Annotated in this window: 12 protein-coding genes; 3 read left to right on the top strand and 9 right to left on the bottom strand. The window is 73.5% G+C overall.

The features are described from left to right. Nucleotides 1–50 precede the first annotated feature (50 nt). Entirely contained in the window at nucleotides 51–1202 is a 1152-nt protein-coding gene (locus OG956_RS29065; protein ID WP_330342980.1) for an acyl-CoA dehydrogenase family protein, read from the bottom strand. Between the two features lie 114 nt (nucleotides 1203–1316). Here OG956_RS29065 and OG956_RS29060 point away from each other — a divergent pair, with 114 nt between their 5' ends. From OG956_RS29060 to OG956_RS29050, 3 genes are all read left to right on the top strand, one after another. Continuing rightward, nucleotides 1317–1964 carry a TetR/AcrR family transcriptional regulator gene (locus tag OG956_RS29060; protein WP_330340965.1) on the top strand — a complete coding sequence of 216 codons (648 nt, stop codon included), beginning with the start codon at nucleotides 1317–1319 and terminating at the stop codon, nucleotides 1962–1964. 40 nt (nucleotides 1965–2004) lie between these two features. After that, the gene (locus tag OG956_RS29055; protein ID WP_330340964.1) at nucleotides 2005–2718 is read left to right on the top strand and encodes an ArsR/SmtB family transcription factor; all 714 of its coding nucleotides are present in this window, start codon (nucleotides 2005–2007) and stop codon (nucleotides 2716–2718) included. Between the two features lie 111 nt (nucleotides 2719–2829). Next, nucleotides 2830–3774, top strand: a complete 945-nt coding sequence (locus OG956_RS29050) for a DMT family transporter (RefSeq protein ID WP_443065697.1) — start codon at nucleotides 2830–2832, stop codon at nucleotides 3772–3774. Between the two features lie 4 nt (nucleotides 3775–3778). Here OG956_RS29050 and OG956_RS29045 read toward each other — a convergent pair whose 3' ends face one another. The 8 genes from OG956_RS29045 to OG956_RS29010 form a co-directional block, all read right to left on the bottom strand. Further along, complete coding sequence (locus OG956_RS29045; protein WP_330340962.1) at nucleotides 3779–4861, bottom strand: Zn-dependent alcohol dehydrogenase; 1083 nt, start codon at nucleotides 4859–4861, stop codon at nucleotides 3779–3781. 15 nt (nucleotides 4862–4876) lie between these two features. After that, nucleotides 4877–6265, bottom strand: a complete 1389-nt coding sequence (locus tag OG956_RS29040; RefSeq protein ID WP_330340961.1) for an aldehyde dehydrogenase family protein — start codon at nucleotides 6263–6265, stop codon at nucleotides 4877–4879. 125 nt (nucleotides 6266–6390) lie between these two features. Continuing rightward, nucleotides 6391–7737 carry an ABC transporter ATP-binding protein gene (locus OG956_RS29035; protein WP_330340960.1) on the bottom strand — a complete coding sequence of 449 codons (1347 nt, stop codon included), beginning with the start codon at nucleotides 7735–7737 and terminating at the stop codon, nucleotides 6391–6393. A gap of 137 nt (nucleotides 7738–7874) precedes the next feature. Further along, nucleotides 7875–8546, bottom strand: a complete 672-nt coding sequence (locus tag OG956_RS29030) for a class F sortase (protein ID WP_330340959.1) — start codon at nucleotides 8544–8546, stop codon at nucleotides 7875–7877. Then, a complete protein-coding gene (locus OG956_RS29025) occupies nucleotides 8533–9204 on the bottom strand; it encodes a hypothetical protein (RefSeq protein WP_330340958.1) in 672 nt (223 codons plus the stop codon). The genes OG956_RS29030 and OG956_RS29025 overlap by 14 nt, the downstream gene beginning before the upstream one ends. 199 nt (nucleotides 9205–9403) lie before the next feature. Then, nucleotides 9404–11635 carry a molybdopterin oxidoreductase family protein gene (locus tag OG956_RS29020; protein ID WP_330340957.1) on the bottom strand — a complete coding sequence of 744 codons (2232 nt, stop codon included), beginning with the start codon at nucleotides 11633–11635 and terminating at the stop codon, nucleotides 9404–9406. A 195-nt stretch (nucleotides 11636–11830) separates the two neighbouring features. Further along, nucleotides 11831–12448 (bottom strand): TetR/AcrR family transcriptional regulator, encoded by a 618-nt coding sequence (locus tag OG956_RS29015; RefSeq protein ID WP_330340956.1) that lies wholly within the window; start codon nucleotides 12446–12448, stop codon nucleotides 11831–11833. Between the two features lie 64 nt (nucleotides 12449–12512). Then, on the bottom strand, nucleotides 12513–13064 hold the full coding sequence (locus OG956_RS29010; protein ID WP_330340955.1) for a hypothetical protein: 552 nt from the start codon (nucleotides 13062–13064) through the stop codon (nucleotides 12513–12515). Nucleotides 13065–13138: the final 74 nt, after the last annotated feature.

Below are 13138 nucleotides of genomic sequence, written 5' to 3'. Positions count from 1 at the left end.
TCGGCGGACGTGGCCCGCGCCACATCCGCGCGGATACTCAGACCGGCTACTCAGAACGCCGACACCCCGGTCAGGGCACGGCCGATGAGCAGCTTCTGGATCTGGCTGGTGCCCTCGTAGAGGGTCATCACGCGGGCGTCGCGCAGGAGCTTGCCGGCCGGGTACTCGTCGATGTAGCCGTAGCCGCCGAAGACCTGCAGGGCGTTGTTGGCGGCGCGGACGGCGGCCTCGGAGGCGAACAGCTTGGCCTTGGAGGCCTCGACGGCGAAGGGCCGGCCGCGGTCGATCAGATCGGCGACCCGCCAGGTGAGCAGCCGGGCGGCGTCCACGTCGACGGCGATATCGCTGATCAGCTCCTGCACCAGCTGGTGCCGGGCGATGGGTTTGCCGAACTGCTCGCGCTCACCGGCGTAGCGCACGGCCGCGTCCAGTGCGGCCTGGGCGATGCCGACGCAGCCCGCGGCCACCGACATCCGCCCCTTGGCCAGCGCGGACATGGCCACGGAGAATCCCCTGCCCTCCTCGCCGACCATCGCGGACGCGGGCACCCGGACGTCTTCGAGGACGAGTTCGGCGGTGGCCTGGCCGCGCAGGCCGAGCTTGCCGTGGATGGTGCGGCGGGTCAGGCCGGGGGTGTCGGTGGGCACCAGGAAGGCGGAGACGCCCTTGTGGCCGGGGGCGTCGGTGGAGCGGGCGAAGAGCAGGACGACGTCGGCCCAGGTGCCGTTGGTGATGAACATCTTGGTGCCGTTGACGACGTAGTCGTCGCCGTCGCGTACGGCACGGGTGGCGAGGTTACCCGCGTCCGAGCCGGTGCCCGGCTCGGTCAGGCCGAAGCAGCCGACGTACTCGCCGGCGGTCAGCCCCGGCAGCCAGCGCCGCTTCTGCTCCTCGCTCCCCCAGGCGGCGATCGTCTTGGCGACGAGCCCGAGGGACACGGACACGATCCCGCGCACCGAGGAGTCGCCGCGGCCCAGCTCCTCGGTGACCAGGCAGTACGCCAGGTGGTCGCCGCCCGAGCCGCCGTACTCCTCGTCGACGGTCAGCCCGAGGAAGCCGACCTCGCCGAGCTTCTTCACGATGCCCCGGTCGACCTCCTCGGCGCGGTCCCACTCCACGACGTGCGGGGCTATCTCGCGCTGCACGAAGTCCCGGGCGAGCTGCCGTACCGCGGCCTGCTCCTCGCTCAGCTCCAGGTTCACCACGCGATCACCCCACAGAAGAACGGATCCGGGAAGGAATCCGAGCCAGATCTTGAAAGACGTACATTTAAATTAGCACTGCTAGTTTCCAGCCGCAGCCCTACTATGTGCGCCATGGCCCGACCGCGCAAGCCCCTCCTCAGCACCGACCGGATCGTCGAGACGGCCCGGGACCTCGTGGACCGGGAGGGACTGGCGGCCGTCTCCACCCGCCGGCTCGCCGCCGAGCTGGGAGTCAGCGGGCCCTCGCTCTACAACCACTTCCGCACCAAGGACGACATCCTGGAGGCGGTCGCCGACTCGGTCAGTTCCCTGGTGGACCTGTCGATGTTCGAGGACGGCCGCGACTGGCGCACCGCACTGCACGACTGGGCCGTCTCCTACCGGGCCGCCCTGCGCGACCACCCGAACATCGTCCCGGTCCTGGCGCGCGGCCCCGGCCGCAGGCCGGCCGCGCTGCGGCTCGCCGACGCGGTCTACGGCGCGATGGTCGACGCCGGCTGGCCGCCGGCCCAGGCGACCTCCATCGGCGCGCTGATGCGGTACTTCATCATGGGCTCCGCGCTGGGCTCCTTCGCCGGGGGCTTCGTGGACGACGCGAGCGCGTACGACCCCGCCGACTACCCTCATCTCGGCCAGGCCCATCTGCTCGCCGAGCAGCAGGAGAAGATCGACGAGCGGGCCTTCGAGACGGGTCTTACGGCGCTGCTGGACGGGCTGGCGCAGCAGTACGCGCAGGTACGGCAGAGCGTCCGGCGATGATTCGGCGCGGACCGAAGTGTCCCTGCCGCATGCTGGACCTATGACCGCCAAGGATCCGCAGGCCGCGGGCCTCGCCGCGCTGGCCTCACTGATCGCCGACGAGACCCGGGCCACGTGCCTGCTGGCCCTGCTCGACGGGCGGGCCTGGACCGCCGGCGAGCTGGCCCGGCACGCCGGGGTCGCCGCGTCGACGCTCAGCGAGCATCTGGGCAGGCTGGTCGCCGGAGGCCTGATCGCGGAGGAACGGCAGGGCCGGCACCGGTACGTTCGGCTCGCCGGCGCGCATGTGGCGCAGCTCGTGGAGGACCTCGTGGCGCAGCTGCCTCCGGCGGCCGGACGGCGGGCTCCGCGCAGCCTGCGCGAGTCGAGTGCCGGATCGGCCATGGCCCGGGGCCGTACCTGCTACGACCATCTCGCGGGGCGCCTCGGGATCGCCGTCACCGATGCGCTGACCCTGCGGGGGCTGCTGCGGCAGGACACGGGGTTCGCGCTGACGGACGCGGGGCTGGAGTGGTTCGGCGCGGCGGGGATCCCGCTCGAGGTCCCGGGCCGGCGTCCGCTGGCCCGTGCGTGCCTGGACTGGACCGAGCGGCGGCCCCATCTCGCGGGCGCGGCGGGGGCCGCGCTGTGCCGGCACGCGCTGAAGACGGGGTGGTGTGTGCGGATCGGCTCCGAGCGGGCGGTGAAGGTGACCCCGTCGGGGGAGCGGGAGTTGTCGGCGCTGCTCGGCATCTCGCGGGAAGAGCTGTGCTGAATCCGGCTGACCAGAGTGAGGGTTCTGCCCGTTGCCGGGTGCGGGTCCCCCGGGCCAGTGTCCGGTTTCCGCCAGCCACGACACCACGCCACACCTAACCTCGGGAGCATGATGAACACCGCCCCACGTCACCGCCTCCTCCCCGCCGCCGCGGCCGTCGTCACCGTCGTGCTGTGGGCGTCGGCCTTCGTGGCGATCCGGAGTGCGGGGCAGGAGTATGCCCCCGGTGCGCTGGCCCTCGGGCGGCTGGCGTCGGGGGCGCTGGCGCTGGGGGTCCTATGGGCGGTGCGCCGGGAGGGGCTGCCGCCCAGGGAGGCCTGGCGCGGCATCCTGCTGTCCGGGCTGCTGTGGTTCGGGTTCTACATGGTCGTCCTCAACTGGGGCGAGCAGCAGGTGGACGCCGGCACCGCGGCCCTCGTGGTGAACATCGGCCCGCTGCTGATCGCCCTGCTCGGCGCCCGGCTGCTCGGCGATCCGATGCCGCCGCGGCTGCTGGCGGGCATGGGCGTGTCGTTCGCCGGCGCGGTGACCGTGGGCCTGTCGATGTCGGGCGGCGGCGGAGCCTCCGTGCTCGGCGTGGTGCTGTGCCTGCTCGCCGCCGTGGCGTACGCCGCCGGAGTCGTCGCGCAGAAGCCGGCCCTGGGGCGGGCGAGCGCGCTGCAGGTGACGACGTTCGGGTGTCTGGTGGGGGCGGTGGCGTGTCTGCCGTTCGCCGGGCAGCTCGCGCACCAGGCCGCGCACGCGCCGCTGCCGGCCACCCTCGGCATGGTCTATCTCGGCGTCTTCCCGACCGCGCTCGCCTTCACCACGTGGGCCTACGCCCTGGCCCGCACCACCGCCAGCCGGATGGGCGCGACGACGTACGCCGTGCCCGCACTGGTGGTGCTGATGTCCTGGCTGGTGCTCGGCGAGGTGCCGGGCGTGCTGACGCTGGGCGGCGGTGTGCTGTGTCTCGCGGGGGTGGCGGTGTCGCGGTCCAGGGCGCGTGGGGGCCGGACGGTCCGGGTCGCGGCCGGCGAGGAGCCGCGCCCGGAGACGTCCGAGAAGGTCGGCTGAGCCGTCAGAAGACCACCAGTGCGCGGCCGCCCTTGCCCGCGAGCATGTTCTCGAAGGCGGCCGGGATGCCGTCGAGGGCGATGCGTTCGGTGACGAGCGCGGAGAGGTCCAGGCGGCCCTGCCGTACGTGCTCGGCGAGCACCGGCAGGTCGCGTGCCGGGTCGCTGTTGCCGTAGACGCAGCCGGACAGGGTGCGGCCCCAGTGGAAGATCTCCAGGGCGTTGAAGGTGACCTCCTGGTCCTTGCCGCCGATGCCGACGACCGTCGTACGGCCGCCCCGGCGGGTGGACTCCCAGGCGGCGCGGATCGACACCGCGCGGCCCACGCACTCGACGGAGACGTCGACGCCCTGCTTGCCGGTGAGGGCGCGGATCTCCCGGGCGGTGTTCTCCGAGGCGAGGACGTAGTCGGTGGCGCCGGCGGCGCGGGCGAGTTCCTCCTTCGCCGGGGAGACGTCGACGGCGATGATCCGCGACGCGCCCGCGATGCGGGCCGACTGGAGGGTGGCGAGGCCGACCCCGCCCACGCCGAACACCGCCACCGTCTCGCCCTCGCGGACCCGCGCCGAGTGGTGGACGGCGCCGTAGCCGGTGAGGACGGCGCAGCCGAGGAGGGCGGCGTCGGTGAGGGGGACGCCCTGCGGCAGGGGCAGCACGCAGGACGCGGAGACGACGGTCTCCTCGGCGAACGCGGCGACGTTCAGGCCGGGGTGCAGGTCGGTGCCGTCGGCGGTGCGGGCGTAGACGTCGGCGGCGCCGTTCAGGGCGTTGGCGCACAGCCACACCTCGCCGAGCGTGCAGGCATGGCAACTTCCGCAGGACGGGGCCCAGTTGAGGACGACGGGGTCGCCCTCGGCGACCTGCGCGACGCCCTCGCCGACGGCCACGACCGTGCCGGCGCCCTCGTGGCCGAGGACGGCCGGGACCGGGACGCGCATGGTGCCGTTGGACAGGGAGAGGTCGGAGTGGCAGACCCCGGCGGCGGCGAGGCGGACCCGGACCTGTCCGGGGCCCGGGTCGGGCAGCTCGATGCCGGTGATCTCCAGGGGTGCGCCGATGGCGGGCAGGACGGCGGCTCGTACGGCCATGGGTCGCGTACTTCCTTAGAACTGGAGGGACTTGGTCTGGAGGTACTCGCCGAGTCCGTGCGCGCCGAGTTCGCGGCCGACCCCGGACTGCTTGTAGCCGCCGAAGGGGGCCAGCGGATTGAACCGGCCGCCGTTGATGTCGACCTGGCCGGTGTCCATGCGCCGGGCGAAGGCCACCGCCTCGGACTCCTCGCCGGCCCACACGGCGCCCGCGAGGCCGTAGACCGTGCCGTTGGCGATGCGCAGGGCGTCCTCCTCGTCGTCGTACCTCAGGATCGACAGGACGGGGCCGAAGATCTCCTCCTGCGCGATCGTCATCTCGGGGGTGACGTCGGCGAACACCGTCGGGCTGACGTAATAGCCCTTCTCGCGCGGGGACTCGGGGCCGCCCGCGACCAGCCGGGCGCCCTCGGCGACGCCCTTCTCGATGTAACCGCGCACCCGCTGCTGCTGCTTGGCGTTGACCAGGGGCCCGATGCGGTCGCCGTACTTGGCGGCGGCCGCGGCGGCCAGCTCGACGGCCTGGTCGTACTGGTCGCGGTGGACCAGCATGCGGGTCCAGGCGCTGCACGTCTGGCCGGAGTTGGACATCACGTTGGCGACGCCGACGTTGACCGCCCTGGCGAGGTCGGCGCTCGGCAGGATGACGTTGGCGGACTTGCCGCCGAGTTCGAGGGCCACCTTCTTGACGGCTCCGCCGGCCACCGCGCCGATCCGCCGGCCCACGGCCGTGGAGCCGGTGAAGGAGACCAGGTCGACGTCGGGGTGCTCGGCGAGGGCCTGGCCGGCGACCGGGCCGAGCCCGGTGACCAGGTTGAACACACCGGCGGGCACGCCCGCCTCGTGCACGGCCTCGGCGAAGAGCTGCGCGGTGAGCGGCGTGTCCTCGGCGGGCTTGAGGACCACCGTGCAGCCGGCGGCGAGTGCGGGGGCCACCTTGGCGACGATCTGGTGCAGGGGGTAGTTCCAGGGCGTGATCGCGCCGACCACGCCGACGGGCTCGTGCAGGACGGTGGAGTTGCCGACCTTCTCCTCGAAGGAGTGGGTCGCGGCCAGCTCGGCGTAGGAGCCGGCCACCGCGATCGGCACCGCCGCGTGCACGGCCTGGGAGAACTGCAGCGGGGAGCCCAGTTCGGCGGTGACCGTCTCGGCGATCTCGTCCTTGCGGGCCGCGAGGACGTCCCGCAGGGCGCTCAGGCGGGCGGCGCGCTCGGCCGGGGGCGTGGCCGACCAGCCGGGCAGGGCGGCGCGCGCGGCGCGTACGGCGGTGTCGACGTCGAGGGCACCGCCGGCCGGCACGCTCGCGATGACCTGCTCGTCGGCGGGGTTCACGACCTCGATGACGTCCGTGGTCCCGGCGGGGCGCCAGGCGCCGTCGATGTAGAGGCCGTCGTGTGCCTTCATGCTGCTTCCTCCCGGCGGGTCTGCGTCGTCCGGCACACAAACTAGCGGTGTTAGTTTTCTGGCGCCAGAGGTACCAGGACATCATCGCCGGGGCGGGCGGTGCTCACGCGTCCCTGTGCCGGGGCTCACTCGTCCAGGTCGGGCAGCCGGTCCGGGGACGGGCAGATGCGCTCTCCCTGCTGGTCGAAGACGAAGAGATGGGCGAGGTCCACCAGGAGCGGGACCTGCATGCCGTGGTGCAGCCGGAGGTCGGGGGTGGTGCGGACCACCAGGTCGCCGGGGAGCCGGCCCTCCGGGGGCGCGGGCTCGGGTTCGGGCTCGGCGTCCCCGGGGTGGCCGAGCGTCACCACGGGTCCGGCCCGCCGCGCGCCGGCCCGCTCCAGCAGCCGGTCCAGCACCTTCGGTCCCTCTCTGCGGCGCCGCCGCACCGGCCGGGCGGCGGGGCGCGGGGCCTCCAGCTCGGGTACGACGGCGGGCAGGGAGCCGGTGTTGAAGTGGACGAGCATCTCGTGGCCCTGGAACTCCACGTGCTCCACGAGACCGGTGAGCGCGACCTCGCCCGGCCGGGCCGCGCTGTGCTTGGCGATGCGGACCGCCTCCGAGCGCAGCCCGACGATCACCTCGCGGCCCTGCTGCACGCGCAGCAACTGGTGGTCCAGCGAGAGGGGTTCGGGCAGCCGCAGGGCCTGCTTGCCCAGGCTGATGGTCATGGCGCCGTCCAGCGGGGCCCGCACCAGACCGCGCAGCAGGTTGATGCGCGGGGTGCCGATGAAGGCGGCGGTGAAGACGTTGCGGGGCAGTGCGTAGACGGTGCGCGGGGTGCCGACCTGCTGGAGCACTCCCCCGCGCAGCACGGCGACCCGGTCGCCCAGCGACATCGCCTCGGTCTGGTCGTGGGTGACGTACACCGTGGTGACGCCGAGCTCCCGGGTGAGCTGGGAGATCTCGGCGCGCAGGTGGTTGCGCAGCTTGGCGTCGATGTTGGACAGCGGCTCGTCCATCAGGAACGCCGACGGGCGGCGGGCGATGGCCCGGCCCATCGCCACCCGCTGCCGCTCACCGCCGGACAGCTGGCTCGGGAAGCGGTCGAGCAGTTCCTCGATGCCGAGCATGCGGGCGGTGGCGCCGACCCGCGGGCGGGGGTCGGCGCCGGGGTCCTCGATGCGCAGCGGAAAGCCGATGTTGTCGGCGCTGGTCATGTTCGGATAGAGGGCGAAGTTCTGGAAGACCATGGCCATGCGGCGCTCGGAGGGCAGCCAGTCGTTGGCGTACTCGCCGTCGAGCAGCAGCTCGCCCTCGTCGATGTCCTCCAGCCCGGCGATCATCCGCAGCACGGTGGACTTGCCGCAGCCGGACGGCCCGAGCAGGACCAGGAACTCGCCGGGCGCGATGTCCAGCGAGAGCCCGTCGACCACGCGTGGGCCGCGTGCGTAGGCCTTGCTCACGTCGTGCAGTGCGATGGCGCGTGTCATGGCTGCCGCCCCCGGGGACTGTCCGGAGCTACGCCGCTCCGTGGTCCGAAGGCCCCGTGCGGGTCGGACGGGGCCTGTCGGTCACGGAAGTTAACGGAATGTGCCCGGCGGGGGGAAGACTCGTGCGGCACGGCCGGTCACCTGGTCGCGGTCAGGTGGGCGAAGACCACCACGTTGCTCGTGTAGCCGGTCCGCCGGCTGTACAAGCCGCCGCAGGTCAGCACCCGCAGCTCCGGGCGCCGGGTACGGCCGTAGACCTCCCCGTCCGGAAAGCCCGTCTTGTCGAAGACCTTCACCCGGTCCACGGTGTACACGGCGGTACGGCCGTCGGCGCGGCGCACCTCGACGGTTTTGCCGGGTTTGACGAAGGCGAGCGCCGCGAAAACGGCGGGACCGGTGGTGGTGTCGCGGTGGCCCACGGCGACCGCGGTGCCGGACTCCCCGGGCGTGGCGCCGCCCTCGTACCAGCCGACCAGCTTGGGCCGGTCGACGGGCGGTGTCCGAAGACGCCCGTCCTGGTCCAGCCGGACGCCCTCGACCGGGGCCGCGATCCTCAGCGAGGGGATGCGGAAGGAGGTCGGCCGGGAGCGGGGCAGCGGGCGGGGCGGGGGAGTGGGGCGCCCGTCGGACCGCGCGGATCCCGGCCCGGCGGCCGCCGCGGCGTCGGGGCCGCCGCCCCCGGCGGCCCCGCCGTGCCCCCCGCACCGGCCGGTGACCGTCACCAGGACGGTGACCAGCAGGGCCGTCCTGGTGAGGCGGTAGGCGCGGGTCCGGTACCAGGGCCTTCTCCTCCGCCTACGCGGCGCCATGGGGCCGTCGGCGGCTGCGCCGGAAGTACACGGCACCGCCGATCGCGGTGAGGCCCACGGCGCCCGCGGCGGCCACCGGCGTGTAGGCCGCGGCCTTGTCGATCAGGCCGCCGCCGCCCGCGTGCACGCCGCCGCGCGGGTCGTTGTGGGCGCCCCGGCCCCAGGCGCCGTCGTCGCGGTGGTCGTCGGTGATCTGACCGCCCGGCCCGGGCCGCTCGTCGTGCCTCCTGCCGTGGCAGCTGACCCGGAAGATCTTCTGCTTGGTGGTGCTGCTGGGCGTGCCCACGATCCAGCCGAGCGTGTACTTCCCGTCGGCCAGCCCGATGACGTCCGTGCGACCGGCGCCCCCGCCGAGCTGGATGGTGCCGGCGGTGGTGGCCGCGCTGGGCAGCGGAGGCAGCGGGGTGATGGTGTAGGCGATGAGGGGAAGCGAGTCGAAGTTGACGGCGTCCAGCCTGAACTTGCACACCACCGGGGCGTCGTCGGTGCCGTCTTCGGAGTGGTCGCCCACGGGCTGGATCAGGATGTCGCCGTTCTCCCCCTGGGCGGCCGCGGTCGGTGCCACCACCCACGACACGCCCGCCGCGGCGAGGGCGGTGAGGATGACAGTGGCGCCCGCGCGGGGGCGGAGAACACGTGGTGAGGTCGAGGTGGGCATGCACATTCCTCCGCGTCAGACGATTTTCATACAAATCGCTCTTTCGCCTGGACTGTGCTTGATGCGCAGACGATCTGACGACCCGACACCCGGCGAGTCGTCAGAGATCGCTCGTGCGGCGCAATCCACCCCGGCCAGTCCCGCGACCAGGCCCGCGGCGGCCGGCGCCGCCACCTGGCCGAGCCGGTTGCCGGTCAGGTCACAGGCTTGCGTCCAGCTGGACGGGGACGCCGTTGAGGACCGCGTTGCCGGAGAGCGGGTCGAGCAGGCTGCCGTCGAGGAGCTGGTTGACGTTGACGCCCGGGTCCTTCGCGGCGTGGCTGATCCGGCTTCCGGGGCGGTCGTGGCCCCAGCCGTGCGGGAGGCTCACCACGCCGGGCCGTACGGCGTCGGTGACCTCGGCCGGCGCCACCACCTCTCCCCCGGCGCCCTTGACGCGGACGTCCGCCCCGTCGCGGACGCCGAGCCGGGCCGCGTCCTCGGGGTGGATGTGCAGGGTGCAGCGGTTGGATCCGCCGGTGAGGGCCGGCACGTTGTGCATCCAGCTGTTGTTGGAGCGCAGATGGCGGCGGCCCACCAGGACAAGCCCCTCGGGCCGCTCCCGCAGCGCCTCGCGCAGCCGGGGCAGGTCGGCGGCGATCGGCCCGGGCAGCAGCTCGACCTTGCCGCTCGCGGTCTTCAGCGGCTGCGGCAGGCGCGGGCGCAGCGGGCCGAGGTCGATGCCGTGCGGGTGGGCGAGCAGCCTGTCCAGGCTCAGACCGTCGGGCCGTGCGCCGAAGCCGTCGCCGTACGGGCCGAGGCGCAGCATCATGTCCAGCCGCCGCTCGGGACCGTTCTCCCCGGTCAGCTGCCCGGCGAGGTCCTGCGGGTCGCGCCCGTACACGGGCGAGTGCTCCTCCTGTACGGCCTTGGCGAGGGTCTGCTCGATGACCATGGCGTCGACGGCGGCCGGGTCGGCGCCGTGCATGCCGGTGGCCGCGAGGATCAGCCGGGCGAGGATCTCGCTCTCGGCCATCCGGCCCGGCTCCAGCGGGACGGCGGGGCGGCTGTAGCGGACCTGGTTGCGCACGGCGAGGGTGTTGAAGGCGAAGTCGTGGTGCGGGCTCTGGGACGGCGGGGGCGGGGGCAGGACGACGTCGGCGTGGCGTGAGGTCTCGTTCAGGTACGGGTCGACGCTGACCATGAAGTCGAGGGAGTCCAGCGCCTTGTCGAGGCGGTCGCCGTCGGGCGCGGACAGCACCGGGTTGGCGGCGACGACGATCAGCGCGCGGACCGGCTCGCCCTCGTCCGTCGCGGTGTCGATCTCCTCGGCGAGCGCGGAGAGCGGCAACTCGCCCTTGGCCTCGGGCAGTCGGCGCACCCGGGAGTGCCAGCGGCCGAGTTTGAAGCCCCGGCCGGGGCCCGCCGGGCGGGGCGTCCTGTCGGTGGCGGCCTGCGGGAAGAGGGCGCCGCCGGGCCGGTCCAGGTTCCCGGTGAGGATGTTGAGGACGTCCACCAGCCAGCTGGCCAGGGTGCCGTGCGGCACGGTGCAGCTGCCGATGCGGGCGTAGACGGCGGCGGTGGGGGCGGCGGCCAGTTCGCGGGCGAGGGTGCGGATGGTCGGCGCGTCGATGTCGCACGCCTCGGCGACGGCGTCGGGGGTGAAGTCCCTTATCGCCTCCCGGAGTTCGTCGAGGCCCTGGACGTGCGGGGCGAGGTGGGCGGGGTCGGCCAGGCCCTCCTCGAAGAGGGTGTGCGCCATCGCCGCGAGCAGCAGGGCGTCGGTGCCGGGGCGGATCGCCAGGTGCCGGTCGGCGAGCCGGGCGGTGCGGGTGCGGCGCGGGTCCACCACGGTGAGGTGGCCGCCGCGGGCCTTGAGCGCCTTCAGCTTGCCGGGGAAGTCGGGGGCGGTGCACAGACTGCCGTTGGACTCCAGCGGGTTGGCGCCGATGAGCAGCAGGTGGTCGGTGTGGTCGAGGTCGGGCACCGGGATGGCGTTCGCGTCGCCGAAGAGCAGCCCGCTGGAGACGTGCTTGGGCATCTGGTCGACCGTCGAGGCGGTGAACAGGCTGCGGGTGCGCAGGCCGGCGAGGAGCACCGGCGGGTAGAGGGCGCCGGCCACGGTGTGCACGTTGGGGTTGCCGAGGACCACGCCGACGGAGTCCGGCCCGTGCCCCTCCACTACCGGGCGCAGTCCGGCGGCGACCGCGTCGAAGGCCTCCTCCCAGGTGGCCTCGCGCAGTTCGCCGTCCCTGCGCACGAGCGGGGTGCGCAGGCGGTCGGGATCGGAGTCGACGGCTCCGAAGGAGGCGCCCTTGGGGCAGATGAACCCCTTGCTGAAGACGTCCTCGCGGTCACCGCGGGCGGCGGTGACCCGGGTGCCCTCGATGGTCAGGGTCAGCCCGCAGGTGGCCTCGCACAGGGGGCAGATTCGCAGGGCGGTGCGGGACACGGGTCCTCCCGGGGGTCGGCGGCGGTGCCGGGGCGAGCACGGACGGGCTCGGCCCGCCGGGGTGAGCATACCGACCGGTATGCATGGAGGGGAGTCCTTCCGGGGAGTCCTTTCCGGAGTTCTTTCCCGGCCCTTTCCGGAGTCCTTTCCTGGCCCTTTCCGGAGTTCTCTCTCCTGCCGCACCGCGGCGGGGACTCAGTCCAGCACACGCCCCAGATACGCCCGCAGCAGTTCGCGGGTCTCGGTGATGATCGCCTCGTCGCCGTCCGGGTCGGTGCGGAAGGCGAGCTGGACGAGGGTGTCCGCGCTTTCCACGGCGACCAGGAAGACGCGGCGCAGATGGTCGTCGGGGGTGCGGCCGAGGTAGCCGGAGAGCAGGTCGGTGAGGCGGTCGGCGACGCGGGTGTTGGGCTCGGCGTGGCGGGAGCCCACCGGTATCTGGTTGCCGAAGTCGACCAGGGAGAAGCCCGGCGCGGTGCGCTTCATGGCCAGGTACTCGTCCAGGACCGCGTCCATCGCGGCCCGCCAGTCCCCCCTGTCCGCCTTCTTCAGCCGCTCGGTGACCCGCTCGCTGTACCGCTCCAGGTTGCGCTGGGCGAGGGCGTCGGCCATCTGCCGCTTGTTGCCGAAGAACCGGTAGACCGAGCCGATGGGCACACCGGCGCGCTGGGCGACCGCGCGGGTGCTCAGGTCGTCGTAGCCGACCTCGTCGAGGAGTTCGGCGCAGGCGTCCAGGATCCTGGTCAGCCGTTCGGCGCTGCGCCGCTGGACGGGCGCGCGGCGGAGCGATGTCGCATGGGGCACGGACCTCATGATGCCTCCCCGCCGGGGTCGGGTGAACCTCACCCTCCTGTACGGAGAACAGTGGCCGGTGCACTCATCTCCGGGCGGCGGGGGTCGCCGTACCCGCCGGGGGACCGGCCGGGTCCGGGTCCGACACCGTGATGTCGGCGGTGGTCTGCACCGGTTTGCCGTGCACGGCCCAGGCGGTGCCGTCGTCGGCGTACAGGCGCGCGGTGATGTGGTGGGTGCCGTGCGGGACGAGGCCGTCGGGCAGGTGGTGGCCGTGGGAGCGCAGCCGGGCGATCCGGCGGCCGTCGACGAAGAGGTACACGAGCCCGCGCCCGCCGACCGCCGTCGCCCCGGCGCCGGGCGGGGAGCAGCGGAAGTGACGGAACGTCAGCCGGACGTCCCAGCCGCCGGCCGGGTCCGGGGTCACCTCGACGGCGACCTGAGGCGCGTCCTTCTTGCCGACCTCGCGCAGATGGCGGCCGGTGTCGTCGGTGCCGTCGAGGATCTTGCCGACCGGGGAGGGCGAGATCCCGCCGCCGCCGTGGTGACCGGACGCGCAGCCCGCCGCGCCGAGCGGCAGCAGGACGGCCGCCGCGAGCACGGCGAGCGTCCTGCGGGTCCACGACGTCCTGGGCATGCCGGGAGAGTAGGACAACGCGCCGGCCCGCCGAATCCGCCTGAAGTCGGGTTCCGGCAGGCTCCGGACGTCCG

Source organism: Streptomyces sp. NBC_00557, from assembly GCF_036345995.1.
Lineage (GTDB): Bacteria > Actinomycetota > Actinomycetes > Streptomycetales > Streptomycetaceae > Streptomyces.
This window is presented reverse-complemented; position numbering and strand designations above follow the sequence as displayed.

Excerpts from the sequence above, each read along its gene's own strand:
- OG956_RS29025 (WP_330340958.1), bottom strand. The coding sequence starts at position 9,204 with ATGCCCACCTCGACCTCACCACGTGTTCTCCGCCCCCGCGCGGGCGCC.
- OG956_RS29010 (WP_330340955.1), bottom strand. The coding sequence starts at position 13,064 with ATGCCCAGGACGTCGTGGACCCGCAGGACGCTCGCCGTGCTCGCGGCG.
- OG956_RS29030 (WP_330340959.1), bottom strand. The coding sequence starts at position 8,546 with ATGGCGCCGCGTAGGCGGAGGAGAAGGCCCTGGTACCGGACCCGCGCC.
- OG956_RS29050 (WP_443065697.1), top strand. The coding sequence starts at position 2,830 with ATGAACACCGCCCCACGTCACCGCCTCCTCCCCGCCGCCGCGGCCGTC.
- OG956_RS29055 (WP_330340964.1), top strand. The coding sequence starts at position 2,005 with ATGACCGCCAAGGATCCGCAGGCCGCGGGCCTCGCCGCGCTGGCCTCA.
- OG956_RS29035 (WP_330340960.1), bottom strand. The coding sequence starts at position 7,737 with ATGACACGCGCCATCGCACTGCACGACGTGAGCAAGGCCTACGCACGC.
- OG956_RS29040 (WP_330340961.1), bottom strand. The coding sequence starts at position 6,265 with ATGAAGGCACACGACGGCCTCTACATCGACGGCGCCTGGCGCCCCGCC.
- OG956_RS29060 (WP_330340965.1), top strand. The coding sequence starts at position 1,317 with ATGGCCCGACCGCGCAAGCCCCTCCTCAGCACCGACCGGATCGTCGAG.
- OG956_RS29045 (WP_330340962.1), bottom strand. The coding sequence starts at position 4,861 with ATGGCCGTACGAGCCGCCGTCCTGCCCGCCATCGGCGCACCCCTGGAG.
- OG956_RS29015 (WP_330340956.1), bottom strand. The coding sequence starts at position 12,448 with ATGAGGTCCGTGCCCCATGCGACATCGCTCCGCCGCGCGCCCGTCCAG.